Origin of the sequence: Collinsella sp. OM04-5 (genome assembly GCF_003439125.1) — a bacterium.
In the GTDB taxonomy this organism is placed as follows: domain Bacteria; phylum Actinomycetota; class Coriobacteriia; order Coriobacteriales; family Coriobacteriaceae; genus Collinsella.
The window spans coordinates 134,531-159,436 of sequence record NZ_QSUU01000004.1; the positions used below are offsets into that span (position 1 = coordinate 134,531).

19 protein-coding genes are annotated in these 24,906 nt (G+C 60.7%); 7 read left to right on the forward strand and 12 right to left on the reverse strand.

All coding sequences use genetic code 11. The features are described from left to right. Nucleotides 1–57: 57 nt before the first annotated feature. From kdpC to kdpA, 3 genes are read right to left on the reverse strand one after another with little or no spacing between them, the layout of a single operon-like run. The gene (gene kdpC, locus DXB53_RS03735) at nt 58–648 is read right to left on the reverse strand and encodes a potassium-transporting ATPase subunit KdpC (RefSeq protein WP_117583369.1); all 591 of its coding nucleotides are present in this window, start codon (nt 646–648) and stop codon (nt 58–60) included. Nucleotides 649–660: 12 nt separating this feature from the next. Further along, entirely contained in the window at nt 661–2,721 is a 2,061-nt protein-coding gene (gene kdpB, locus DXB53_RS03740) for a potassium-transporting ATPase subunit KdpB (protein ID WP_117583370.1), read from the reverse strand. Between the two features lie 16 nt (nt 2,722–2,737). Beyond that, nucleotides 2,738–4,561, reverse strand: a complete 1,824-nt coding sequence (gene kdpA, locus DXB53_RS03745; RefSeq protein WP_117583371.1) for a potassium-transporting ATPase subunit KdpA — start codon at nt 4,559–4,561, stop codon at nt 2,738–2,740. A gap of 334 nt (nt 4,562–4,895) precedes the next feature. On the opposite strand from kdpA, the gene DXB53_RS03750 reads away from it, so the two are divergent. Together DXB53_RS03750 and DXB53_RS03755 are read left to right on the forward strand one after the other, a co-directional pair. Next, entirely contained in the window at nt 4,896–7,631 is a 2,736-nt protein-coding gene (locus DXB53_RS03750; protein WP_117583372.1) for a sensor histidine kinase KdpD, read from the forward strand. Beyond that, nucleotides 7,624–8,328, forward strand: a complete 705-nt coding sequence (locus DXB53_RS03755) for a response regulator (RefSeq protein WP_117583373.1) — start codon at nt 7,624–7,626, stop codon at nt 8,326–8,328. Before DXB53_RS03750 ends, DXB53_RS03755 begins: the two co-directional genes overlap by 8 nt. Before the next feature lie 291 nt (nt 8,329–8,619). Here the strand turns inward: DXB53_RS03755 and DXB53_RS03760 are convergent, their stop codons facing one another. From DXB53_RS03760 to DXB53_RS03795, 8 genes are all read right to left on the reverse strand, one after another. Further along, a complete protein-coding gene (locus tag DXB53_RS03760; protein WP_035136858.1) occupies nt 8,620–8,820 on the reverse strand; it encodes a hypothetical protein in 201 nt (66 codons plus the stop codon). 204 nt (nt 8,821–9,024) lie between these two features. Then, entirely contained in the window at nt 9,025–11,352 is a 2,328-nt protein-coding gene (locus tag DXB53_RS03765; protein WP_117583374.1) for a ferrous iron transporter B, read from the reverse strand. Between the two features lie 123 nt (nt 11,353–11,475). After that, on the reverse strand, nt 11,476–11,697 hold the full coding sequence (locus DXB53_RS03770) for a FeoA family protein (protein ID WP_006234774.1): 222 nt from the start codon (nt 11,695–11,697) through the stop codon (nt 11,476–11,478). 39 nt (nt 11,698–11,736) lie between these two features. Continuing rightward, nucleotides 11,737–11,979, reverse strand: a complete 243-nt coding sequence (locus DXB53_RS03775) for a FeoA family protein (RefSeq protein WP_022094360.1) — start codon at nt 11,977–11,979, stop codon at nt 11,737–11,739. A 188-nt stretch (nt 11,980–12,167) separates the two neighbouring features. Further along, the gene (locus DXB53_RS03780) at nt 12,168–12,416 is read right to left on the reverse strand and encodes an HPr family phosphocarrier protein (protein ID WP_022094361.1); all 249 of its coding nucleotides are present in this window, start codon (nt 12,414–12,416) and stop codon (nt 12,168–12,170) included. Between the two features lie 421 nt (nt 12,417–12,837). Beyond that, nucleotides 12,838–14,301, reverse strand: a complete 1,464-nt coding sequence (locus DXB53_RS03785) for an amino acid permease (RefSeq protein ID WP_117583376.1) — start codon at nt 14,299–14,301, stop codon at nt 12,838–12,840. A 153-nt stretch (nt 14,302–14,454) separates the two neighbouring features. Then, nucleotides 14,455–14,910 (reverse strand): hypothetical protein, encoded by a 456-nt coding sequence (locus DXB53_RS03790; RefSeq protein ID WP_117563669.1) that lies wholly within the window; start codon nt 14,908–14,910, stop codon nt 14,455–14,457. 3 nt (nt 14,911–14,913) lie between these two features. Continuing rightward, nucleotides 14,914–17,922 (reverse strand): glycoside hydrolase family 2 TIM barrel-domain containing protein, encoded by a 3,009-nt coding sequence (locus DXB53_RS03795; RefSeq protein ID WP_117583377.1) that lies wholly within the window; start codon nt 17,920–17,922, stop codon nt 14,914–14,916. A gap of 376 nt (nt 17,923–18,298) precedes the next feature. Between DXB53_RS03795 and DXB53_RS03800 the strand changes: the two genes are divergently transcribed. After that, a complete protein-coding gene (locus DXB53_RS03800) occupies nt 18,299–19,315 on the forward strand; it encodes a LacI family DNA-binding transcriptional regulator (protein WP_117583378.1) in 1,017 nt (338 codons plus the stop codon). A gap of 305 nt (nt 19,316–19,620) precedes the next feature. Here DXB53_RS03800 and aspS read toward each other — a convergent pair whose 3' ends face one another. Further along, on the reverse strand, nt 19,621–21,408 hold the full coding sequence (gene aspS, locus DXB53_RS03805; protein ID WP_117583379.1) for an aspartate--tRNA ligase: 1,788 nt from the start codon (nt 21,406–21,408) through the stop codon (nt 19,621–19,623). A 256-nt stretch (nt 21,409–21,664) separates the two neighbouring features. Between aspS and serB the strand changes: the two genes are divergently transcribed. The 4 genes from serB to DXB53_RS03825 all read left to right on the forward strand — a co-directional run bounded on the left by serB (nt 21,665) and on the right by DXB53_RS03825 (nt 24,670). Beyond that, nucleotides 21,665–22,300 (forward strand): phosphoserine phosphatase SerB, encoded by a 636-nt coding sequence (gene serB, locus DXB53_RS03810; protein WP_117583380.1) that lies wholly within the window; start codon nt 21,665–21,667, stop codon nt 22,298–22,300. A gap of 114 nt (nt 22,301–22,414) precedes the next feature. Then, nucleotides 22,415–23,197: a nickel pincer cofactor biosynthesis protein LarB gene (gene larB / locus DXB53_RS03815; protein WP_117583381.1), complete on the forward strand. Its 783-nt coding sequence runs from the start codon at nt 22,415–22,417 to the stop codon at nt 23,195–23,197. Nucleotides 23,198–23,207: 10 nt separating this feature from the next. Beyond that, the gene (locus DXB53_RS03820; protein WP_117583382.1) at nt 23,208–24,128 is read left to right on the forward strand and encodes a LarC family nickel insertion protein; all 921 of its coding nucleotides are present in this window, start codon (nt 23,208–23,210) and stop codon (nt 24,126–24,128) included. Nucleotides 24,129–24,130: 2 nt separating this feature from the next. Continuing rightward, entirely contained in the window at nt 24,131–24,670 is a 540-nt protein-coding gene (locus DXB53_RS03825; protein WP_117583383.1) for a TetR/AcrR family transcriptional regulator, read from the forward strand. Nucleotides 24,671–24,906 lie beyond the last annotated feature (236 nt).

The window sequence follows — 24,906 nt, forward strand, 5'->3', positions numbered from 1 at the left end:
CGGGGTGGAATTGAGGGCTCAGATAGTCAGTCATGCCCTCATCCGCCACTCCCTCACTTACAGCGCGCCGTCCAGCATAAGGTTCACCTTGAGCACGTTAACCGTGGGCTCGCCGAACACGCCGAGGAAACGGCCCTTGGTGCACTGGGCGATGATCTCGCGCACCTCGTCTTCGCTCTTGCCCGTGGCCTTGGCAAGGCGCGGGACCTGGTACTCGGCGGCATCCGGAGAGATCTCCGGGTCGAGGCCGGACCCCGAACACGTCACCAGGTCGACGGGCACAGCGTCCATATCGGCATCGGAGTTGGCGGCGCGAATCTTCTTCACGCGCGCATCCACAAGCTGCCGATACTTCTCACTCGCCGGGGACAGGTTGGACGGGGCACCATACGCCATGAGCTCGCCGTCTTCGCCTTCGACAATTGACACGTTCTGGATACGACCCCACATGTGGGCTTCGTCATCGAAGTTCTGGCCGATGAGCTCGGAACCCACAACCTTGCCGTCGACCGTAATAAGCGATCCGTTCGCCTGGTACGGAAACGCAAGCTGCACGACGCCGGTCACCACGAGCGTGTATCCCAGGCCGCAGACGATGGTAAACAGCGCGAACACGCCAAGTGCGCGCGATGCGATACCTTTGAACATACAAACCTCCGTCTACATCATGCCAATGCCGAACAAGGCCAGCAGCATGTCGATAATCTTGATGAATACGAACGGCGCCACGATGCCGCCCAGACCCCACACCAGCAGGTTATGGGTCAACAGCTGGCCGGATGGAACCTCGCGGTACTTGACGCCCTTGAGAGCCGCCGGAATTAGCGCGACGATGACCAGCGCGTTGTAGATGATGGCGGACAGCACGGCCGTCAACGGGTTGGTGAGGCTCAGGATGTTGAGGGCGCCCAGTCCCGAATAGATCGGCGAGAACAGGGCCGGGATGATAGCGAAGTACTTCGCCACGTCGTTGGCCACCGAGAAGGTCGTGAGCGAGCCGCGGGTCATGAGCAGCTGCTTGCCAATACGCACGACCTCGATGAGCTTGGTGGGGCTGGAGTCGAGGTCGACCATGTTGCCGGCCTCCTTGGCAGCCTGGGTGCCCGTGTTCATGGCCACGGCGACGTCGGCCTGGGCCAGAGCGGGCGCGTCGTTGGTGCCGTCGCCGGTCATGGCGACCAGGTGACCCTCACGCTGGAACTCGCGGATCTTCTCGAGTTTGCCTTCAGGGGTGGCCTCGGCCAGGAAGTCGTCAACGCCGGCCTCGGCGGCGATTGCCGCGGCGGTGAGCGGATTGTCGCCCGTCACCATGATGGTCTTGATGCCCATCTTGCGCAGGTCGGCGAACTTCTCCTTAACGCCGGACTTGATGATGTCCTTGAGGTACACAACGCCCAGCACGCGGCAGTTCTTGGTCACGACCAGCGGGGTGCCGCCGGCCTTGGCGATGCGTTCGACGGCCTCTTCGCACTCCTGGGAGAACACGCCGCCGGCTGCCTCCAGATAGGTGCGCACGGAATCGGCAGCGCCCTTGCGGATCTCATTGCCCTCGTAGTTCACGCCGGACATACGCGTTGCCGCGGTGAACGGGATGAACTCCATGCCCTTATCCTCGAGCGTGCGGCCGCGCAGACCGAACTGCTCCTTGGCGAGCACGACGATGGAACGGCCCTCGGGGGTCTCGTCGGCCAGCGAGGAAAGCTGGGCGGCATCGGCCAGCTCCGCGGGATCGACGCCGTCGACCGGGATGAACTCGGCGGCTTGGCGGTTACCCAGGGTGATGGTGCCGGTCTTGTCGAGCATGAGGATGTCGACGTCGCCGGCGGCCTCGATGGCGCGGCCGGACATGGCCAGCACGTTGGCCTCGTTCAGACGGCTCATGCCGGCGATGCCGATGGCGGACAGAAGGGCGCCGATGGTAGTGGGAGCCAGGCACACGAGCAGCGCCACGAGCGTGGTCACGGCCGTGGGGTTGACCATGTCGTTAAGACCGACCGAGAAGCAGGAGTAACAATACAGGGCCAGCGTGACCAGAATAAAGACGATGGAAAGGGCCACCAGGAAGATCTCCAGAGCGATCTCGTTAGGGGTCTTCTTGCGCGCGGCACCCTCGACCATCGCGATCATCTTGTCCAGGAAGCTCTGGCCGGGCTCACTGGAGATCTTGACGATGATCCAGTCGGACAGCACCGTGGTACCGCCGGTAACGGCAGAGCGGTCGCCGCCGGCCTCGCGGACCACGGGGGCGGACTCGCCGGTGATGGCGGACTCGTCAACGGAGGCAGCGCCCTCGATGACGTCGCCGTCGCCGGGAATCTGCTCGCCGGCGCGTACAATCACCAGGTCGCCGCGCGTGAGCTCGGTGCCGGGAACGACGGTGAAGTGCTCCTTGTCCTCAACGGACTCGATGCGATGGGCCTCGACATCCTTCTTGGCCGCACGCAGAGAATCAGCCTGAGCCTTACCGCGGCCCTCGGCAAGCGCCTCGGCGAAGTTCGAGAACAGGTCGGTGAGCCACAGGATGACCGCGATGGCGACCACATAGTAGGTGGGCACACCCGCGTCCCGCACACCGAAGATGGAAGCGACGACCAGGACGGAGGTCATGACGGCTGAAAGCCACACCAGGAACATGACCGGGTTTTGAATCTGGACGCGAGGGTCCAGCTTGGCAAACGAGTCGCGGACCGCGCGGCCCATCATGTCTTTTTGCATAGTCATAAATCTGCGCCCTCCTTTACGCAATCATCTGGAAGAACTCGGCAACGGGGCCAAGCGCCAGGGCCGGGAAGAAGCTCAGGGCACCGATCAGCAGAACGATGAACACGAGCAGGAATACGAACATGCCGTTGGTGGTAGACAGGGTACCGGCGCTCTCGGCGACCTTACCCTTCTTGGCCAGCGAGCCGGCGATAGCCAGCGTACCGATGATGGGCATGAAGCGGGCGAACAGCATCTCGAGGCCGAGCATGACGTTGATCCAGGGAATGTTGCAGTTCATACCTGCAAACGCCGAGCCGTTGTTGCCGCCGCATGAGGTGAAGGCATACAGCACCTCGGAGAAGCCGTGCGCGCCACCATTGTTGAGCTGGTCGGCAAGACCGGGCACCATGCAGGCGATGGCCGAGCACACCAGAATGGCAAACGGAGTTGCCAGGCACAGGACAACTGCCCAGCGCATCTCGCCCGGCTCGATCTTCTTGCCCAGGAACTCGGGCGTGCGGCCGACCATAAGGCCGGCGATGAACACTGTGAGGATGGCGAAGCCGATCATGCCGTACAGGCCGCAGCCCACGCCGCCGAAGACAACCTCGCCCAGAGCCATCTGGAGCATCTGGACAAAACCGCCCAGCGGGGTGTAGGAGTCGTGCATGGAGTTAACCGAGCCGTTGGAAGCGGCGGTGGTGTAAGCCGACCACGTGGAGGAGGTGACGATACCGAAGCGGCTCTCCTTGCCCTCCATGTTGCCGCCGGCTTGGCCGTCGGTCATCTCGATATTGACCGCTCCGCCATCGGCCAGCTGCGGGGTGCCCGCATGCTCGTTGACGGCGATGATGCCGGTGAAGATCACCAGCAGGATGAACATGGCGGCAAAGATGGCCTTGCCCTGCTTGGTGTTCTTGACGCCGATACCGAAGGTGAAGCAGCAGGCAGCCGGGATCAGCAGCAGGCTGGTCATCTCGATGATGTTGGTGAAGGCACTGGGGTTCTCATACGGATGGGCGGAGTTCACGCCGAAGAAGCCGCCGCCGTTGGTTCCGGACTGCTTGATGGCGACCTGAGGAGCCGCAGGACCCTGGGGCAGGAACTGCTCGGTGACCACGCGCGCGCCCTCGACAACCTTGCCGTCGACCTTGACCGTGTCGCCCTCGATCTGGGCGCCGTCGAGGACGCTCCAGCCGCCGTCTGCATTAGGCTGGACGGCGACGGGCTCTACGAGCTCAGCCTTCTGAGCCGGCTGGAAGTTGGAGATGACGCCACCGGCAGCCAGGCAGATGCCGAACACGAGGTTCAGCGGGATGAGCACATACAGGACGGTGCGGGTGAGGTCGACCCAGAAGGAACCCAAGCTCTGCTCCTTGACCTGACGGAAGCCACGAATCAGCGCGAACATGACCGCGATACCGGCGCCAGCGGAAACGAAGTTCTGCACGGTGAGACCCATGAACTGCACAAGGTAGGACAGGGTGGTCTCGCCGGAGTAGGACTGCCAGTTGGTGTTGGTTATGAAGGAAGCAGCCGTATTGAACGACAGGTCCCATGGCACACCCGGCAGGTGCTGGGGATTGCCTGGCAAGAAGGACTGAAGCGCTTGAAGTGCCACAAGGACCACGAGGCCGATCCCCGAAAAGACCAGCACGCTCGCCAGGTAGCGCCTACACCCCATCTGCTCTGCCGCGTCGATGCGAAGCAGACGATAGACGCCACGCTCCACAGGAGCAATCACAGGCGACAGGAACGTATGCTCACCATCCATGATATGGGCCATGAACCGACCGAGCGGAACGGCCAGGACGACGAGCACGGCAAAGTACAAGATGTACTGAATCGCAGCGTCCATAGTTTACGAATCACTCCTCATCAGAATGTAGATGTAATAGATAAGGAGTCCAATGCAGACGACTCCGATGATGGGAATGAGGATGTTCATTTACCGCCCCTTTCACGCGCGGTCCGATGTCTCGGACGCCTGCTCTCGCAAGCGCCTGGGGACAGTAAACGCTTCTAGAGATTAAAGAGGCGTGAGGGCCGGGGCTCACGACCTTAAGATGCCGTAAAGATGCAGGTAGAAAGCACTATTGCGGCTGCAGTGCGCCTATACTCGACCTCGCGAGCATACAGTGGCGTCCTCACCGCGTATGCACGCATGGGCAACGTTTCAGAAAGGCTACGCTATGCAGCGCGACGCATCGGACACTCGCGTCAATCCAGACCTCATCCTCAAGGCAATTGAGAAAGACGAGGCCGCCGATGACGCTCGAACCAGCCGGGGACACCTCAAGATTTTCTTTGGCTACGCTGCTGGTGCAGGCAAAACCTATGCGATGCTTCAAGCCGCCCACGCCGCCAAGCGGCGAGGTGTCGACGTCGTCGCGGGATACATCGAGCCGCACGAACGTCCGGCAACTGCCCATCTTGCACAAGGGCTTGAGAACGTGCCCTGTAAACTCGCTGAGCACAACGGCATTGCGCTCAGCGAGTTCGATCTAGATGCGGCTATCGAACGCGCCCCTCAGCTCATCCTTGTCGACGAGCTCGCCCATACGAATGCGCCGGGGTCTCGCCACGACAAACGTTATCAAGACGTCGAGGAACTTCTACATGCAGGCATCGACGTCTATACGACTGTGAACGTTCAGCATATCGAGAGCCTAAACGACATGGTTGCATCCATCACCGGCGTTGTCGTGAGCGAACGAATCCCCGACCGCATCTTCGATGATGCCGACCAGGTCGAGCTCGTTGACATAGAGCCCGAAGACCTACTTGAGCGCCTTCGCGCCGGCCTCGTCTACCGTCCCGCACAAGCCGAGCGAGCGCAACAGCATTTTTTTACCGTCGAGAACCTCACCGCACTCCGAGAAATCGCGCTGCGCCGCTGCGCCGATCGCACCGGCCACCTCACAGACGCCGCACGCGTGCTGGGAAACCGTGACTACTACACCAGGGAGCGTATCTTAGTCTGTGTCTCCCCGGCGCCGACCAATCCCCGCATCGTCCGTGCCGCCGCACGCATGGCGAAAGCGTTTCGCAGCGAGCTCGTCGCCCTGTTCGTAGAGAGCCCGCGCACGCAAGCCATGAGCGATGATGAGCGCGCCAAGCTTGCAGACAATATCGCCCTAGCCGAGCAGCTCGGAGCACATATGGAAACCGTCTATGGCGACGACGTCGCGTTTCAGATCTCCGAGTTCGCACGCCTGTCGGGTATTTCGAAGATCGTCATGGGGCGCACGGGCGAGCACAGCAGCGTCCGTCAGGCCCTCTTTGGCCGCAAATCTCTCGTAGAACAGCTCATAACATTCGCCCCGAACCTCGACATTTACATCATTCCAGACCAGTCGACTCCGCCCTCCCGACCCAAAGGACGCCGCCATGCGCTCGCCCTGCAGCCGCCCAGCAGCCGAAACGTGCTTCGCACGCTGGCCCTCTCTCTTGTCGCCACAGCGATCGGCACGGCTTTCCGCCATCTGGGATTTGCCGATTCCAGCATCATATCCCTCTATATCCTCACGGCCCTGCTGACCGCCGTCACCACGACGGGGCGTATCTGCACGATCGTATCGAGCGTGCTCTCTGTAGTGCTTTACAACTTCTGCTTCGTAACGCCTCTGTTTTCGCTCGCCAGCTACGACCGAAGCTATCTGGTCACGTTCGGCATCATGTTCGCTACCGCTATGGTCGCCGGCGAGTTAACTGCGCGCATCGCCGACAACGCCCGTACCTCCGCCGAGAACGCATTCAAAACGCGCGTACTCCTCGAAACGAACCAGCTCTTGCAGCAAGCCCATAGCGCGGAGGAGTGTGCCCGCGTCGCCATGAACCAACTCATCAAACTGCTAAAACTCGACGTGGTCTTCTACACCGCCGAACACGGCACGCTCGGCAAGACGCTCTATGAGTCCGCTGGCACCGAAAACCGATCCGCGTCGCTGCTCACCGACTACGAGCGCGCTGTTGCAACCTGGACCTACACCAACAACAAACGCGCGGGCGCAAGCACGCGGACCCTGCCCGAGGCGCGCTGCCTCTACCTCGCGGTTCGCACCGGCGACAAGGTATTCGGTGTCATCGGCATCGACCTGGAGGGGCGCGAGATCGAAGCCTTCGAGCATTCGATCGTCCTATCTATCGTAGGCGAATGCGCCTTGGCGCTCGAAAGCGACCGGGCGGCGCAAGAGCGCGAAGAGGCTGCGGTCTTGGCGAAAAACGAGCAGCTGCGCGCCAACCTTTTGCGCTCCATCGGCCACGATTTGAGGACACCACTCACGGCTATATCCGGATCTGCGGCAATCCTTCGGAAGAGCGACGAGAAGCTCAGCCTCGAACAACGCTGCGATCTTGCCGATGCCATCTACGACGACTCCCTCTGGCTTATCGATACCGTGGAGAACCTCCTCGCCATCACACGCGTCGAGGATGGCACCATTTGCCTCAACTTCACATCCGAGCTCATCGACGAGGTCATCGAGGCCGCCCTCAGCCATGTCGCCCAAGCATCGCATGGACGTACCGTCACCATCGAGCACACTGACGACATCCTGCTGGTACGCATCGACGTCCATCTCATCATGCAGGTGCTTACGAATCTCATCATGAACGCCTTCAAATACACGCCCGAGGACTCGACTGTCACCATCAGCGCACGTCGCGAGGGTGCGTTCGTCGTGGTGGACGTCGCAGACGATGGGCCGGGTGTGGCAGACTGCGACAAGCCTCATATCTTTGAGCGCTTCTTCACCTCACGCAATACGCGGCCCGTGGATTCGCGTCGAAGCATCGGCCTTGGGCTGTCGCTCTGCCGCTCCATCGTGGAGGCGCATGGCGGCGTCATCGAAGCTCGCGACAACCACCCCCATGGGGCCGTCTTCCGTTTTACCCTGCCCGCCGAGGAGATCGAGATTCATGAATAATGCCGCTAAGCCACGCATCCTCCTGGTCGAAGATGACCTGACCGTTCAAAACCTCGTTTCGACCGCGCTTGACCTCCACGGCTATGTCGTGAGCAAGGTTTGCAACGGCCAGGCCGCCATCATGGATGCGGTGTCGCACGGCCCCAGCCTCATCATGCTCGACCTCGGCCTTCCCGACATTGACGGTATCGAGGTCATCACGAAGATCCGAAGCTGGTCGGCAGTCCCCATTATCGTCATTTCGGCGCGCACCGAAGATTCCGACAAGATTGCAGCACTTGACGCAGGGGCAGACGACTACCTCACCAAGCCCTTTTCTGTGGATGAGTTGCTCGCGCGCGTCCGTGCGAATTTGAGGCGCTCCTCGATGGCGTCAAGCGAATCGACAGAAGCGAGCACGTTCGACAACGGTCCGCTGCATATCGACTACGCCGCGGGATACGCGACGAAAGACGGACGCGAGCTCTCGCTCACCCCAACCGAGTACAAATTGCTCGTCCTTCTGGCGAAAAACGTCGACAAGGTGCTCACCCACACCTTCATCACCCGCGAGATATGGGGCACGAGCTGGGACAGCGATCTGGCGAGCCTGCGCGTGTTCATGCGCACCCTGCGCAAGAAGATCGAGGCAGACCCCTCTCACCCCAAGATGATTCAGACGCACATGGGTGTCGGGTACCGCATGCAGCGTCTCTAGCCCACCCCACAAAAAAGTTGCGGTGGAATACGGAGTAGATAAGGCCTTTGACGGCCAAAACAGTCTGTATTTCACCGCAACTGATGGGCGGGATGGAGTTAGAGGCCCAGGTAGTTGGTCATGCCTTCGACGGCGAGATTGGCGCTCGCTACGGCATGGACCACGGTGAGCGGGCCGTTGACCACATAGTTAGCGATACCCAAAAATACTCTTCAACTCGCCACACTCTCCCCCAAATGTGCAAAGCGCCCCGCGAACGGATGCTCGCGAGGCGCTTGGGTGCCTGGACCTTTATTTGATACCGCGGCCCAAGTCTTCGGCGATTTTGTCTACGCCCTTAAGTGCGGCGCAGGTCTTTTTGTTGGAGCAATGCCCCGTACAAACGCCACCCTGGGCGCAGTCGGCGCAGGTGCCCTTTCGGTAGATACGCACGCACACGGCGACAAACGCAATGCCGATAACAGCCAACACAACAATATCGATAGGTGCCATAGTAAGCCTCCTCTAGTTAACCACCACTTACTTTACCCCATCTTCCACCTGCCAAAAAGGGACAGGTTTGTTTTGGTCGGTTTTATCTGCGGAAACGCCACATCTTACTTCTGGAGCAAAGCAATCTGTCCCCCATTGCACCAAAAAGCCCGAGTGTCGCTGGGACACCCGGGCTCATGGAAAGGGGCTAATCCTTATTCGGACTTAAGCGGAAACTGCGGCGGAAGCAGTGTTGGTCTCGTCCTCGTCGGTCCAAGCATGTTTAGGCATGGGACGGAAGATCTGGAAGAGCATCGCAACCAGCAGCACGATGGCCACAACCGTCCAGATACCAAACTGTCCAAGAACGAACAGGTTGTAGAACTGGTTGATGAACAGACCAATGACCCAAGCAAAGGCGCACTCGTAACCGATCGCGATGGCGGTCCACTTGCCGGAATCCATCTGGTTGCGGATAGTGCCCATGGCGGCAAAGCACGGAGCGCACAGCAGGTTGAACGCACCAAAGGCAACGCAAGCGCCCATAGTCGGGAACATGCCGGCGAACGCGGTCCACAGGCTCGGGTCGGTCTCGCCGGCGTCGGCGACGGACAGCAGCGAACCGGCGGTGGCGACGACGTTCTCCTTAGCGACAAGGCCCGAGACGGTCAGCGCAGTTGCCTGCCAGGTGCTAAAGCCGAGCGGGGCGAAGATCCAGGCGACCAGGTTGCCCAGCATGGCAAGCACGGAGTAGTCCATGAACTCCTCGGGGATGCCCTCCATAGCAGGCAGGAAGCCAAACGTGCCGTTGTAGCTACCAAAGTTGGACAGGAACCAAACAACGACGGTGGACGCGAAGATGACCGTGCCGGCCTTCTTGATAAAGGCCCAGCAGCGCTCCCACACGTGCAGCGCCCAAGAGCGGATCGCCGGGAAGTGGTAGGCGGGAAGCTCCATAACGAACGGCGTCGGGCGGCCGGCGAAGAGCTTGGTCTTCTTGAGCATGAGGCCCGAAGCGATGACGGCAAAGACGCCCAGGAAGTAGAAGAGCGGGCTGATCCACGCGGCGGTGGTGGAAGAATCGCCGATGATGGAACCCATGAGCAGGGCGATGATCGGCAGCTTAGCGCCACAGGGAATAAACGTGGTGGTCATGACCGTCATGCGGCGGTCCTTCTCGTTCTCGATGGTCTTGGTGGCCATGACGCCGGGGACGCCGCAGCCCGAGGATACGAGCATGGGGATGAACGACTTACCGGACAGGCCAAAGCGGCGGAACACACGGTCCATGATGAAGGCGACGCGGGCCATATAGCCGCAGTCCTCCAGAAAGGACAGCATCACAAAGAGCAGGAACATCTGCGGGACGAAGCCGAAGATGGCACCCAGTCCGCCGACGATACCGTCGCAGACCAGCGAATCGACCAGGCCACCGTCCTCGGTGCCACCTGCCACAAGGGCGTCGTGCACCACGGTGGTGATGCCGGGGACATAGGGGCCGTACTGCGCCGGGTCGACCGAGTCGGCATTGTCGCCCGCAGCCTCGACAGCTGCGTCGTAGGCGTCGCGACCCTGACCGAGCACATACCAACCGTCGGTACCGAAGAGCTGGTCGTTGGTGAAGTCGGTCACCGTGCCGCCCAGGGTGGAAACGGCGATGTAGTACACGCAGAACATGATGACCACAAAGATCGGCAGGCCCAGGATACGGTTGGTAACCACGCGGTCGATCCTCTCGGAGGTGCTCATCTTGGCCGGAGCCTTAGTGAGGCACTCGTCAATGATGTGCGCGATGACGCCGTAACGCTCCCCGGTAATGATGGACTCGGCGTCGTCATCGCAATCCTGCTCGCACTGGGCGACCAGTTGCTCCACGCGAGCGGCCTTCTCCTTAGAGAGGTTGATGAGCTTGCAGGCGTCCGCGTCGCGCTCGAACAGCTTGACAGCGTAGTAGCGGCGCTTGTTGGCGGGAACGCTCGCCGGCAGATTGTTCTCGATGTGGTCCAGAACGTCCTCGATGGAGGAATCGAACTTGTGCTCCGGCACCTGGCCCTTGGAAGCAGCGGACTTCTTGACCTGCTCGAACAGCTCCTTGATGCCCTTGTTCTTAAGGGCCGAGATCATCATGACCGGACAACCGAGCTTCTTGGAGAGCTTGTCCGTGTCGATCTTATCGCCGTTCTTCTCGACCAGGTCGGCCATGTTGAGGGCAACGACCACGGGCAGGCCGGTCTCGATAACCTGAAGCGCCAGGTACAGGTTACGCTCGAGGTTGGTGGCGTCGACCACCTGGACGACGACATCGGGCTCGCCGCTCATGAGGTAATCGCGCGAGCACTGCTCCTCAGGGCTGTAGGGGGAAAGCGAGTAGATGCCAGGGAGGTCCGTGATGGTAACGTTCTTGTCGCTTAGGAGCTTGGCCTCCTTTTTCTCAACCGTGACGCCGGGCCAGTTGCCAACGTAGCCGTTGGCGCCGGTGATCAGGTTGAAAAGCGTGGTCTTGCCGCAGTTGGGGTTACCCGCCAGCGCGACATGGATCTGAGAATCCGCCATTCAATCCTTCTTCCTTGTGTGCCTGCGCTGCTTTCTCCGCGCAGGCTGGATAATGTGCTTCAAAGATGCTGCATTAAGTTAGAAAAACCTAACTTTATCTGCAGATATATGCGCCGCGAGCCCTTACTGGACCTCGACGACGGCAGCCTCCTCCTTGCGGATGGAAAGCTCGTAGCCGCGCACGTTGATCTCGACCGGATCACCGAGCGGTGCAACCTTCACGACCTTGAACGAAGTGCCCTTGATGAGCCCCAGGTCCATAAGGTGACGGCGAAGCGCACCCTCACCGTGAAGCTTGACGATGGTAGAGCTCTCGCCCACCTTAACGTCACCCAACGTCTTCATCCTCTTGTCCCCCTTTCAGTTTTTATGAAATGCTGCGGACTAACCGACGGTCATGATGTGCATGGCAACCTTGGAATCGATGCCAAAGCGTGCGCCCAGCACCGTGACGATGATATTGGCGCCACTCGAGCTCACCACGTGGATTTCGTTGCCCTCGACAAAGCCGAGGTCCTTGAGGTGGTGCTTCATGTCCTCATTGCCCTTTACACGAGACACGCGCACGGTTTCGCCCGCTTTTACCATCGAAAGCGGCATGGCCGGCATCTGCGGTCCGCAAGACATGAGTGGCTCCTAACGTCAGTTCGTCCTCAACATCGACGCGATAAAAGTTAACCACGTCTATGTTCGCTTTAGTAAACTAGCACGTGGTTAACTTTTTGGAAAGGGTCCCTATTCAGATTTCGAAAAAGTTTCCTATATGAAACAAAAAGGCGCGGCAAAGAGCTGTCCTTTGCCGCGCCCTGTCATGCTTAGAGCGAGAGGTTTCTGATCGACGTAACGCAGGAAGCCTCGTCTACGCCCGAAACGCGAAAGATGATGTCCTCGCCGCACTCGCCGTAGAGAGCCATGAGGCCCATGACATCGCGACCGTCGGTATGGCGGTCGCCGATGCTGACCGACACGTCGCTACGGTGCTTGGCAATGATGTCATAGAGCAGCGCAACCGGGCGGGCGTGTAGTCCCAACGGATCTTTAATCGTCTTTGTAAACTCGACCATGTCCCCTCCCACGACATCACACATTCGGCCGGCAAACCCAGCCACGTGGTAGTTATTGTAGCGTTAGATGCTTATCGAGGGCCCCTCCGGATACCCCGTGGTCAAAAAGTGGCAAATATGAGTACTGTCACAAATTTAGTAGCAGCAAAATCGAGAGCAAATTGCCTAGCTTGAGCGATTCGAAGAGGTTGAAAGCCGTCAAACGCCCTTTAAAGGGAGTTAGATAAATCGATTTTGAGCCCATTTTCGCTCAGAGCAGGCCGAAAAATATGGCACTTCTTTTGCAACAGTACTCATATTTGGCATTTTTTGACCACGGGGGCCAAAACCATGCCCCAAAACACAAAAGGAGGGGCCTCGTAAGGCCCCTCCTTAGGAAAGGGAATCGATTTATTCCACAGCCGTAGATTAATCCTAGCCGCTACTCCATCATATCGAGGACGGAAGGGCGAAGCTCGTTCTCGGCGGCCTCGGGATCGGTCTCGCGCAGGCGGTTGATGTAGCGGTTGTACCACATCACGGCAAGGCCCAAGAAGACAACCACGCCGCCAACGTTGTAGACCAGCGTCAGCCACAGCGGCTGATCGAGCGGAATGGTGCCGCAGATAAGCACGAAGCAGAAGACCACAAGCAGGAATGCGGCAACGACCAGGCCAAAGCGGCGCGAACCCATGCGGAAGCCACGGGGAGCGGCGTCAAAGTTCTTGCGCAGCATAAAGTAGGCAAGCAAAATCAGCAGCGGTGGGAGCAGAGCGGTGGCAGCAGTCATGTTGGTAACGATCATGAGCAGGTCGTCGAGGTTACCGGAGCCCAGGGCCGGAATGATCAGGATGGGGACGACGATGGCGAACTGCAGCCAAGCAGCGCGGGCAGGAATGCCATGCTCGTTGAGCTCGACGATCTTGCTACCAAAGACGCCCTTGGGGATCTCGGTGAAGAAAACCTTGATGGGAGCAGAGGTCCACATCATGAGGGAGCCCAGCGTGGCGGCGAGAAGGATCAAGCCGATGGCGCGCGTAGACACTTCCATGGGAATGCCAAAGTGGGCAAAGACAGCGCCGAATACGTCGAAGATACCGGTGGAGATGGCAACGCCGCCCTCGGGGATGAACAGGTTAACCAGCAGCGAAGCGCCTGCATACAGAAGGCCGATGGTCAGGCCGGCGATAACGACGGTGCGCACGAAGGCCTTGACGCCACCCTTAAGGTCGTTAAGGAACACGCCGACAGACTCAGCGCCGCCAACGCCCTGGATGATCCAGGCAAGCGTACCGAAGAAGCCCCACGCAGTTGCGAAGTTGCTCATGTCGGGAGCCATGTTAGCGGGAGTAGGAGCCGTAGCGAACTCAACGCCGCCAAAGGCAGCAGCCAGGGACAGCAGGATGAACACGGCGGTCAGGCCGAGAGCCGCGGTCGAACCGAAGGAGGAAATGGAGCCGATCCACTTAGCGCCCTTGGTCGAAACCCACGTGGCGATAGCAAAGACGACGATCTCGATAATGGTGATCCACAGCTGCGAAAGCTCGGCGTTGGCACCAAAGAACACGTAGCTCGCGTAGATGATGACGTTGGGCAGGACGGACGCAAAGAAGAACAGGTTAACGAACCAGTAGCTAAATGCCGTCAGGAACGCCCAGCGACCACCCATCGAGGTCTTAACCCATGCGTACACGCCAGACTCGGAGTCCTTGTTGAGGCCGACGAACTCGGCGGTAACCAGGGTATAGGGGACAAAGTACAAAAGCGTGGCGAAGAAGAACGACGGCGCAGCTGCCAAGCCGATGGCCGCGTTGTTGTTGATGATGTTCTTGATACCGAACACGGCGGCGACCGTCATGCCCAGCAGAGCGAACGAACCAATCGTTCCTCGTTTTTCAGAGCTCATAAGCCCTCCCAATCATCTGTTAAATGTCATCTAAAACCGTCCGAGCTGCAAGTGCAAACACGGACGGCGCACCTGCTAAGGGGAATGGGGAAAAGGGAGTCAACAAAGCCATCCCCCTTAACGGCGCGAAGCAAACGTCCAGGCGGACGAATACTACTTGTTGGGGAAGGAATAACCTTCGACTGTCACGTGCAGCACCACGACGCGGGGATCCGCGGCATCGGCCACGACACGGTAGGCCTCGTCAATTTCGACGACGGCAACGCCGCCGGTGGGAATCGTCACGGTCTCCCCCGTACCCTCAAAGCGCTCGCGATCATCGATATCGCTGTAGGCGCGCGTACAGGTAAGATCGGCCTTGGAAGCCACCTCAACGGTCAGATTGCCGTCGAGCGGGGCGAGCACGGCATGGTAGCGACGGTGACCGACCAGATCGGCAGTAGCCGCCTCGTGGGCGTTCACCCACCAATACACCAGCGAGTCGCCGATAGAGTACGCCACATCGTGCTGCAGTTCAGAAACGCCGTCGAGTGCCTGACCGGTACGCATCCACTTCTTGACGGACTTCATCTGGGCGTCGAAATCGGCACGCGAGTTAAAGATATGCATGACTTATGCCTCCTTAATGGGTGCCAGCGCCTGAGCCAGATCGGCAGACGTCAGCGGTCGCAGGGAAACCTCAAAGCTGAAGCTCTCAAAACGGGTGCGATAGGAATCGAGCACCTCGGAACCCCAAGAGTTCGAGCCAAGGCCGAGCAGCTGGTCGTTGATGTTGACCGTAACCGTGTCGCCCGGGACAAGATCGTAGACATGCTTGGCATTATCGATAGCCTCGCAGCTATAGGGCCATGCGGAGAACGAGAACGGATTGGAAGCGGCGTCGCTCGGACGCGTCACGACCAGACCGTCACCGTGGCTGGAGCGCAGGGCGACCCAGCGGGTACCCTCGCGGTTGGCGCAGTCCTGGGGCATAACGTAGGGCGTGAACATGTCGTCGACCGTAGTGCGGTAATGACCGACCGGGTTGGCGCGCAGCGAGTCCGGATAGTTCTCGCCCGGGCCGTGGCCATACCACTCGACGGCACGATCACAACCGGGGACCTCGAAGGAGATGCCGATGCGCGGGATAATGTCCGAATAGTCGCCGTAGGGCTCGCCGGAAACCTTGAGGTCGACGCGGCCACTCGGAAGCACGGTATAGACGAGCTCGACGCGCATGCCGAACGCGCGGACGGGAGGAGCGATACGCTGGCTCACGGTAACGACAACCGCATTGTCGTCCTGCTTCCAAGAAACATTGCGGGTAGACGTCTGCATCACATCGATGAAGTTATCCTTCCACAGGGAGTCGTACTCCTGGGCGTGGTTATCGACGAGCGGATGCCAAAAACCAACCTGGGGACCGGAGGTCATGACGTCGCGACCGGATGCCTTCCACTCGCTCACGGTACCGTTGACCTTGCTGAAGGTCAGCTCGCCGTTGAGGGAGCGAATACGAATCTCCTGCTCGGTCTCCTCGACCGTAAGCTCAGGACGAGTGGGGGCGGCAATTGCCGGCGCCGGATGGTTTGCGATGGCAAACTGGCTTGCACCCAGTTGGAACATCGGCTCGCACCAGGCGTGAGCCGCCATGGTGTAGGCGTGCACGGTCAGCAGGGTCTCGCCCACTGCGGCCTCGCGAATCACCAGCGGAAGCTGGACGGACTCGCCGGGGGCAACCGCACCGGGCATGAGCGTCTTGCGGCAGACCACGTCGCCGTCCACCAGGGTCTCCGCCGACAGGCAGACATCCTCGAGGGTGGTAAACCAACGCTTGTTGGTGACGGTCAGCTCGCCCGCCTCGGCATCGTAGGCCATGCGAACCGGGCAGATGACCTGGCCGTACTCGGTAAGGCCCGGGCTCGGCTGCTGCCAGGGGAACACCATGCCGTCGATGCAGAAGTTGCTGTTGTTGGGGTAATCGCCGTTGTCGCCGCCATACATGTCGTAGGCAACGCCGTCCTCGGTCACAGCAGCCAAACCGTGGTCGCACCATTCCCAAATAAACTGGCCTTGGATGCAATCCCAGCGATCGAAGACCTCCTGGTACTCGGACAGGCCTCCGGGACCATTACCCATGGAGTGGCCGTACTCGCAGTTGATGCGCGGCTTGGGGAACGGATGCTCGCCAAAGTCGTTCATCTGCGACACGCGGGAGTACATGGTGGAAATGACGTCGACGGTATCGGCGTTGCGATCCTCCTCGTAGTGGACCGGACGACCGTCGAGCTCGTGAGCTTTGGCGTACATCGCGCGGATGTTGCAGCCATAGCCGCTCTCGTTGCCCATCGACCACATGATGATGCACGCGTGGTTGCGTTCCTGCATCACCAGGCGCTCAACACGGTCAACGTAAGCCGGCTCCCAGGCAGGGTCGTCGGTGACCAGGGCGATATTGCCGATATTCTCGAAGCCGTGGCTCTCCATATCGGTCTCGGCGACCAGCATGATGCCGTACTCGTCGCACAGCTCGTAGAAGCGCGGATCGTTGGCGTAGTGGGACGTGCGCACCGCGTTGATGTTGTGCTGCTTCATGAGCTCCAGGTCGCGGCGCATGCGCTCGAGACCCACGGCGCGGCCCTTGTGATCGTCGTGGTCGTGGCGGTTGACGCCATGCATCTTAAAGTAGGTGCCGTTGAGGTAGATATGATTGCCCTCGACCGTCACCTCGGCAAGGCCTTGGCGATGCGGAACGTACTCGCTGACCTCGTCGCCGTCGTAGACCTCAAGCGTAAGGTCATAGAGGAAGGGGTCCTCGGGGTTCCAGAAGTGGGCATCGGCAACGCTGCACTCGGCATGGCCGTCGACGCACTCGCCCGTAGCGACCACATTCTGGCCATCGCTGAGCGTATACACGACGCGACTTGCGCCCTCGGCAACCGTATCGAGCGTGATCAGAGCGGCATCGCCCTCGCGGTGCGTGCGGAACCTAAAGTCGACCAGATGCGCGGCGGGACGCTGCATGAGGTACACATCGCGGAAGATGCCCGATGCCCACCACATGTCCTGGTCCTCGATGTAGCTACCATCGCTGTACTGCAGAACCTTGACCGCAAACAGGTTGTCGCCCTCGACGAGCGCGTCGGTCACGTCAAACTCGGCGGACAGGCGCGAACCCTTGGTCATGCCGATAAACTTGCCGTTGACATACAGCTCGCCGTAGCTCTCGATACCGTCGAAGCGAATAATCTCGCGAGCGCCGGCAGGCACGGCGGGAAGTTTGACGATGCGCTGGTAGACGCCCGTAGGGTCGTCGGAGGGAACGAACGGCTGATCCACCGGGAACGGAAAACCCTCGTCGGTGTAGGCAAGGTTGCCATAGCCGTCTACCTGCCACAGGTGCGGAACCTCCACGTGATCCCACTCGGGCTTGTACGTGCAAAGTGCTTCGTTGGAGACGGCCGCGGGGCCCTCAAAAAGGCGGAACTGCCACGAGCCGGACAGCTGGACAAATCCGCGCGACAGCTCGCGGCTGTACGTAGCGGCGAGATCGGCGGCCTCATAACCCATAAAGTACGCATGGGGTGCCAGGCGGTTCCTGTGGGTGAGCGCTTGGTTTTCCCAATCGTTAATGGCGTCCATGGTGATGCTCCTTCGTCATCGTAGTGCTTCTTTGTGCAACCGGTTGTCCTTATCTTACGGGCGGTACAAAAATCTGTGCAACCGGTTGTCCGCCGAACGGTCGATTTTGTCGGATTAACGGTGCAACCGGTTGTACAACCACGACACTTATGTCACCCTGAGTATCGAAACTCAGCGCAAAACAGCATTCCCAGGCGGCTGACAACGGCCGCGCCCATCTATGCCCCACCCGTGCAAGCCATGTTCAACAGCAGCTTGAACGTGAAATGCCACCAGTGGCCGGATATCATGAACGCTGTTCAGGCGCACTATAGTAAGCTGTATCCGCACCAGCCCGTATCAATGACAACATCGACCGCATTTTCCAGGAGACGCCATGACCCAACCAGTTCGCACCGCACCTACGCTTGCCGAGGTTGCCGCAGCTGCCGGCGTGTCGCGCTCCACGGCATCGCGCGCCCTCAACGATTCGCCCCGCATTAGCGAGGAAACCAAAAAGCGCGTCCGCGCAGCGGCCAAGGAAGTCAATTTTGTCCCCAACGCTCGTGGCCGAGCGCTCGCTGTCGGACGCACGGAAATCATCGCCGTGCTCGTGACCGAGCCCCTGAGTGAACTCTTCAGCGACCCCACCTATAGCGAGTTTTTGAGCGGCATTACCGAAGAACTGTCGGAGTCATCCTATCTGCCCGTTATCTTGCAGGCGTCTTCTACGCATGAGCGCAACCGCGCACGCGAGCACTTTGAGCGCCGCTCGTTCGACGCCGTAATCAACGTCTCCCCCTACAAGGGCAGCGAACTGCTCGAGGTACTGCGCGAGCTGGGCGTGCCCACCGTGTTGTGCGGCCAGCTCGAGGGTCACCCCTATCGCGATGTGTTCTCGACGGTCTACTCTGACGACGAAGAGGGCGGACGCTTTGCGGCACTCGCCATGAAGGAGCGCGGGCGCAAAGATATCGTCGCCGTGTTGGGACCGCAAGACAACCCCGCTGTTGTCGACCGCCTGCGCGGCTACCGCGCCGTCTTGGGCGAAGACCTCCCAGACGCAAACGTTATCTATACCGGCTGGAACAGCGGAGACGGCTATCAGGCCATGCACCAGATCCTCGCGCGCGAGATTGCTTTCGATGGCGTGCTCTGCGGATCGGACCGTATCGCGGCTGGCGTCATCACCGCACTCAACGAGGCAGGCCTATCCGTTCCGGCGGACGTTTCTGTCGTCGGCTTCGACGATCACGAGATTGCGGCGCGCTGCGTCCCCGCACTCACGACCGTCCGCCAGCCCCTGCGCGAAGAAGGCCACATGGCCGCCAACATTGCGCTCGACATGATCAAGGGCGCCGAGCCCACCACCTCCGTGATGCACATGCAGCTCGTTCAGAGAGACTCGCTGTAGGAAACTGGGCCGGGCTTTTCGCCAGACAGTTGTTGCGGAAAGCCTGCCCCGTTTTGAGCGCTCATTCTGGGGCACAGTTTCCGTTAGACCGCTCAAGCGGAAACTGTGCCCCATTATTTTGCCGAATTCTGGGTCGCGCTTTCCCAGAGGACCCCCTTTGGGAAAGCGCGACCCGTTCTGGACGCAGATTCCGGGACGCACTTTCCGCAACGCCCGGTCATCCCATGCCCTCACAATCTCGACGTATAAAAAACGAGGGAAGGCACGTGTCCTTCCCTCGTTACGGGCAATATGTAGCCGCTTGCCTACATCAGGCGCAGGCTGACGTCCTTGAGCTGGGCGCCGGAAACGGCACTCGGGGCGCCCGACATGAGGTCGGAGCCGCTGGCCGTCTTGGGGAACGCCATGACGTCGCGGATGGAGTCGGAGCCGGTGAGCAGCATGCACACGCGGTCCAGGCCCAGGGCGAAGCCGCCCATCGGGGGCGCACCAAACTTGAGAGCCTCCATGAGGAAGCCGAACTGCGACTCGGCGCGCTCCTCGGTAAAGCCCAGGAGCTTGAGCATGGACATCTGCATTTCGGCGTTGTGGATACGCATACCGCCGCCGCCGGCCTCAAAGCCGTCCATGACAAAGTCGTAGGTGCAGGAACCGGCTGCCAGCGGGTCGGCCTCGATCTTGGCGATGTCGGTCTCGGTCGGCAGGGTGAAGGGCTGGTGCTCGGCAGCGTAAGCCTTGCGGTCCTCGTCCCAGTGGAACAGCGGGAAGTTGACGACCCACAAGAAGTCGTGGCCCTCGCGCTTGATCTCGAGCGCGTTAGCCATGTGGGAACGCATGCCGCCCAGGATCTCGTCGGAGAGCAGGCGCGGGCCGGCGGCGAACATCACAAGGTCGCCGGGCTCGACGTCCATGCGCTCGCGCAGGGCAGCCATCTCCTCGTCCGAGAAGAACTTGACGATGGGGCTGTTGATGGAGCCGTCCTCGCGGAAGGCGATCCAGGCAAGGCCCTTGGCGCCAAACGTGGAAGCCACGCCGGCAAGCTTATCGATCTTGGCGCGAGCCCAGGCACCGGCGCCCTTGGCGTTGATGGCCTTGACGACAGAGCCCTCCTCGTTCGCGGCAGTCGCAAAGACCTTGAACTTGGAGTTGGCGAAGATGTCGGTCAGGTCGACCAAGTGCATGCCATAGCGGGTATCGGGCTTGTCGGAGCCATAGGTGTCCATGGCCTCCCAGTAGTTCATGCGACGCAGCGGCGTGGGCATCTCGACACCCATGCGGCCGAAGGCATCGGCAAGAACCTCTTCGAGCGCGCTCATAACGTCGTTCTGGTCCACGAAGGACATCTCGATATCGACCTGGGTGAACTCGGGCTGACGGTCGGCACGCAAGTCCTCGTCGCGGAAGCACTTGGCAACCTGATAGTAGCGCTCGACGCCACCGACCATAAGCAGCTGCTTCAGGAGCTGCGGGGACTGCGGCAGGGCGTAGAAGTTGCCCGGCTGGATGCGGCTGGGGACGATGAAGTCGCGGGCGCCCTCGGGCGTGGACTTGAACAGGGAGGGCGTCTCGACCTCCATGAACTCACGGTTGTGCAGCGCCTCGCGAATGGCAAAGGTAAAGTCGGAGCGCAGCTTGAGGTTGGCCATCATCTCGGGACGACGAAGGTCCAGATAGCGATAGCGCAGGCGGGTGTCCTCGCTGGTCTCGATGCCGTCCTCGATCTGGAACGGCGGGGTGACGGACGTGTTGAGCACCTCGGCGTGGTCGGTCAGGACCTCGATCTCGCCAGTCGCGAGCTTGGTGTTGGTGGTCTCCTCGCCACGGGCGCGCACGACGCCGTGAATCTTGATGGGCCACTCGGGACGCATGGTCTCGGCGATCTTAAAGGCGTCGCCGTCGGAGTGCTCGGGGTCGAAGGTGAGCTGCGTGATGCCCTCACGGTCGCGAAGGTCGCAGAAGATAAGGCCGCCGTGGTCGCGGCGACGGCTCACCCAACCGGTGAGGGTGACCTCTTCGCCCACGTTCTCGAAGCGAAGCTCGCCGCAGGTACGGGTGTGCATGGAATGCTCATCGATGGGACGGGTCTGGCTCATACCAGTGATCCTCCTTTATGGATCTGTGCCGCCCCGTGTCGTTCCGGGCGGCGTCGTACAGATTTGCCCAGCCTGCGTAAACCGCGCAGCCAGACATGGCGTTCTATCTTATCGCACTCGCGTCGATGTGCCGCGAAAAAGTGGCTCCTGCCCAAAGACTTGACGGAGACGAAACAATTGACGCGCCGTGACACCCGCCCGCGCTCGTCACGTGCGACAATGTGCCCCAATACAACTGCACTTGGAAAGGCCCGCCATGACTGCACGCCTCATCGTTATGGATATCGACTCCACGCTCATCAACCAGGAGGTCATCGACCTGTTGGGCGAGGAAGCCGGCGTGGGCAAGCAAGTGGCGCAGATCACCGAGCGCGCCATGCGCGGCGAGCTTGACTTTAAGCAAGCGCTCGAGGAGCGCGTGGGGCTGCTTGCCGGCTTGGACGAGAGCGTGTTCGAGCGCACCTTTGAGCGCGTGACGTTTACCCCCGGCGCGCTGGAGCTTGTGCGCTCGGCGCACAGCAAGGGCTGGAAGGTCGGCGTCGTAAGTGGCGGCTTCCACGAGGTTGCCGACAAGATCGTGGCCGCCGCGGGAATCGACTTTTGCCTGGCCAACCGTCTGGAGGTCGTAGGCGGCAAGCTCACCGGTAAGTTGGCTGCCGACATTGTGACCAAGGAGTCCAAGCTCATCCAGCTGCTGGACTGGGCAGTTGAGTGCGGCGTCGACATGGCCCACACCGTCGCGATCGGCGACGGTGCCAACGACATCCCCATGATTCAGGCCGCGGGCACGGGCATCGCGTTTTGTGCCAAGCCCAAGACGCGCGAGGCCGCCCCGTTTGCCATCGACGAGCGCAATCTGATGCTCGCCATGGACATCATCCTGCGTGACTAGTCGATCCGTCTAACAATTGAATCAGTCTGTCCTATAGTTTCCGAACAATTTTGTCTTAATGTTCGGAAACATACCCTTTGAGTGCTAGACTTTGCGCCGTCGAAGGGAACATATATGGATAAGCGAGATCTTGAGCAGTTACTGAGCGATGTTGCCGGCGGGGCAGTCACCCCGGCCGTCGCCCTCACGCGCATCCAGACGGCTCCGACCGCCGATTTGGGCTTTGCGCAGCTCGATCTTTCGCGCGGGGTGCGCCAGGGAGCCGGCGAGGTTGTCTACGGTGCCGGTAAAACCGCCGATCAGATTGCCGCCATTATCAAAGCGCTGCGCGATGCCGGCCAGGAGCGCATCCTGGTCACGCGCCTGGACGCCAAAAAGGCCGCCCGCACCTCGGAGCTTCTCGGCAACGGCATCGACCTGGGATATGTCCCGGACGCGCAGCTCGCCCTCGTGGGCGGCAAGCCCTCCCCTACCGGCAACGGACGCATCGTTGTCGCCTGCGCCGGCACGAGCGACCTGCCCGTCGCCGAGGAAGCCGCGTTGACGGCCGAGTTCTATGGCAACGAAGTCGATCGCCTTTACGACGTGGGCGTCGCCGGGCTGCACCGCCTGCTTGCGCATGCCGAGGAACTTGCCCAGGCGCAGGTGGTCATCGCCATCGCCGGCATGGAAGGCGCCCTGGCGAGCGTCATCGGCGGCCTGGTGAGTTGCCCGGTCATCGCCGTTCCCACCAGCGTGGGCTACGGCGCGAACTTTGGTGGCGTGGCCGCGCTGCTCGCCATGCTCAACTCCTGCGCCAGCGGCGTCTCGGTCGTCAATATCGACAACGGCTTTGGTGCCGCCTACCAGGCAAGTCTTATCAATCATCTGAGCGCCGGCACGCCCTGCGCCCGCTAAGGAGCATCCCATGTCCAACCATCAGCACACGCTTATCATCGACGGCACCTCGGGCATCAGCGGCGATATGACCGTTGCGGCCCTGCTCGACCTGGATGCCAGTGAGGAGCAGCTGCGCGAACAGCTCGCCACGCTGCCGGTCGATGGCTTTTCGATCGCCGTCACGCGCGTAAACAAGCACGGCATCGACGCCTGCGACTTTGACGTTCAGCTGGCAGAGGAGCTCGAGAACCACGACCACGATATGGCCTGGCTCTACGGCAACGAAGCAGCTGTCGAGCATATGCATGAGCATGAGCACCACCATCATCATGACCATGACGAGCATGAGCACGAGCACACACACGACCATGACCATGAGATCCACGGCCATGGCCACGAGGGGCATCATCACGCCCACCACCATCACCACCGGTCTTTGGCGGACGTCACCGCCATTATCGATGGCTCGCAGCTAAGCGATGGCGCCAAGCGTCGCGCCCTCGCCATCTTTACCGCACTCGCCGCTGCCGAGGCCAAGGCTCACGGCAAAACGCCCGAGACCGTCATGTTCCACGAGGTGGGCGCCATCGACTCCATCGTCGACGTCTGCTCTGTCGCCATCTGCCTCGATGACCTGGGCATTGAGGACATCGTGGTCGAGTCGCTCTCCGAGGGCCACGGAACCATCCGCTGTGCACACGGCCTCATGCCCATTCCCGTCCCCGCTGTCGTCAACCTGTGCCAGGCGGGCAATATCGCTCTCACGCCTGCACCGGTCGCTGGCGAGCTCGTAACGCCCACAGGCGCCGCCATCGTCACCGCCCTGCGTACGTCCGACCAACTGCCCTCACGCTACCGCATCGAAGCTGTCGGCTACGGCGCCGGCAAACGCCCCTACGAGGGTTGCTCCGGCACGCTCCGCTGCCTGCTCGTTCACGCGGACGCATAGCCATGGATGCCCGCAAGGCAAAAAGCCGCGCCGCCATCGTTGCGGCGTTCTCCGAGCTCCTGCGCGAGGAAGATTACGGCAAGATCACCGTCGGCGACATCATCGCTCGCGCTCACGTAGGCCGCGCGACATTCTACGGTCTCTTTAAGAGCAAAGACGACCTACTGTCCGAACTCGTGAGCGACATCTGCACCCACGCTCTTGACGACGATGGCACACCGCTCGACGACCCACTCGTGCAGGTCGAGCATATCCTCAACAATCTCTGGGAACGCCGCCAGGGCGTTCGAGCCCTCGTAGCCGGCGCCGGCTCACGCGTCTTCGCCGACTGTCTCCGCAAGACCATCATGTCGCGCGCAGCCGAAACCGTCCCCGTCGACCCCGCAGGCCCCGCCGGCACCATGGACCGCAGTTTCCTACTACACCACATAGCCTCAAGCTTCGTAGGAATGGTCCAATGGTGGGCCTGGCACAACTTCCAAGCCAACAAATCCAACGTAGCCAAAAACTACCTCTCAGCCATAGCGCCCCTCTTCAACTAAGTAAGAAGCTCATCCCAAAGCATCACCCCAACCCAGGGCGCCACGCATCCCAAAGTGTCAACAACAGCTCAACGCCCCTATCAGCAACAAGCCCCTCCCATCCATATTCAGATATATATGTTGGGTTGCTTACTCGAGCGCAGCAAAGATCCCACAGCCGTCCGCATGGGGTAACTTCCCAGCGCATTCCGCAGGACGCAAAAAGGCTCGCCGCACGAAGTGCGCAGCGAGCCTTT

Coding starts and splice junctions, on each gene's coding strand:
- kdpC (WP_117583369.1), bottom strand. CDS start 648: ATGTTCAAAGGTATCGCATCGCGCGCACTTGGCGTGTTCGCGCTGTTT.
- kdpB (WP_117583370.1), bottom strand. CDS start 2,721: ATGACTATGCAAAAAGACATGATGGGCCGCGCGGTCCGCGACTCGTTT.
- kdpA (WP_117583371.1), bottom strand. CDS start 4,561: ATGGACGCTGCGATTCAGTACATCTTGTACTTTGCCGTGCTCGTCGTC.
- DXB53_RS03750 (WP_117583372.1), top strand. CDS start 4,896: ATGCAGCGCGACGCATCGGACACTCGCGTCAATCCAGACCTCATCCTC.
- DXB53_RS03755 (WP_117583373.1), top strand. CDS start 7,624: ATGAATAATGCCGCTAAGCCACGCATCCTCCTGGTCGAAGATGACCTG.
- DXB53_RS03760 (WP_035136858.1), bottom strand. CDS start 8,820: ATGGCACCTATCGATATTGTTGTGTTGGCTGTTATCGGCATTGCGTTT.
- DXB53_RS03765 (WP_117583374.1), bottom strand. CDS start 11,352: ATGGCGGATTCTCAGATCCATGTCGCGCTGGCGGGTAACCCCAACTGC.
- DXB53_RS03770 (WP_006234774.1), bottom strand. CDS start 11,697: ATGAAGACGTTGGGTGACGTTAAGGTGGGCGAGAGCTCTACCATCGTC.
- DXB53_RS03775 (WP_022094360.1), bottom strand. CDS start 11,979: ATGTCTTGCGGACCGCAGATGCCGGCCATGCCGCTTTCGATGGTAAAA.
- DXB53_RS03780 (WP_022094361.1), bottom strand. CDS start 12,416: ATGGTCGAGTTTACAAAGACGATTAAAGATCCGTTGGGACTACACGCC.
- DXB53_RS03785 (WP_117583376.1), bottom strand. CDS start 14,301: ATGAGCTCTGAAAAACGAGGAACGATTGGTTCGTTCGCTCTGCTGGGC.
- DXB53_RS03790 (WP_117563669.1), bottom strand. CDS start 14,910: ATGCATATCTTTAACTCGCGTGCCGATTTCGACGCCCAGATGAAGTCC.
- DXB53_RS03795 (WP_117583377.1), bottom strand. CDS start 17,922: ATGGACGCCATTAACGATTGGGAAAACCAAGCGCTCACCCACAGGAAC.
- DXB53_RS03800 (WP_117583378.1), top strand. CDS start 18,299: ATGACCCAACCAGTTCGCACCGCACCTACGCTTGCCGAGGTTGCCGCA.
- aspS (WP_117583379.1), bottom strand. CDS start 21,408: ATGAGCCAGACCCGTCCCATCGATGAGCATTCCATGCACACCCGTACC.
- serB (WP_117583380.1), top strand. CDS start 21,665: ATGACTGCACGCCTCATCGTTATGGATATCGACTCCACGCTCATCAAC.
- larB (WP_117583381.1), top strand. CDS start 22,415: ATGGATAAGCGAGATCTTGAGCAGTTACTGAGCGATGTTGCCGGCGGG.
- DXB53_RS03820 (WP_117583382.1), top strand. CDS start 23,208: ATGTCCAACCATCAGCACACGCTTATCATCGACGGCACCTCGGGCATC.
- DXB53_RS03825 (WP_117583383.1), top strand. CDS start 24,131: ATGGATGCCCGCAAGGCAAAAAGCCGCGCCGCCATCGTTGCGGCGTTC.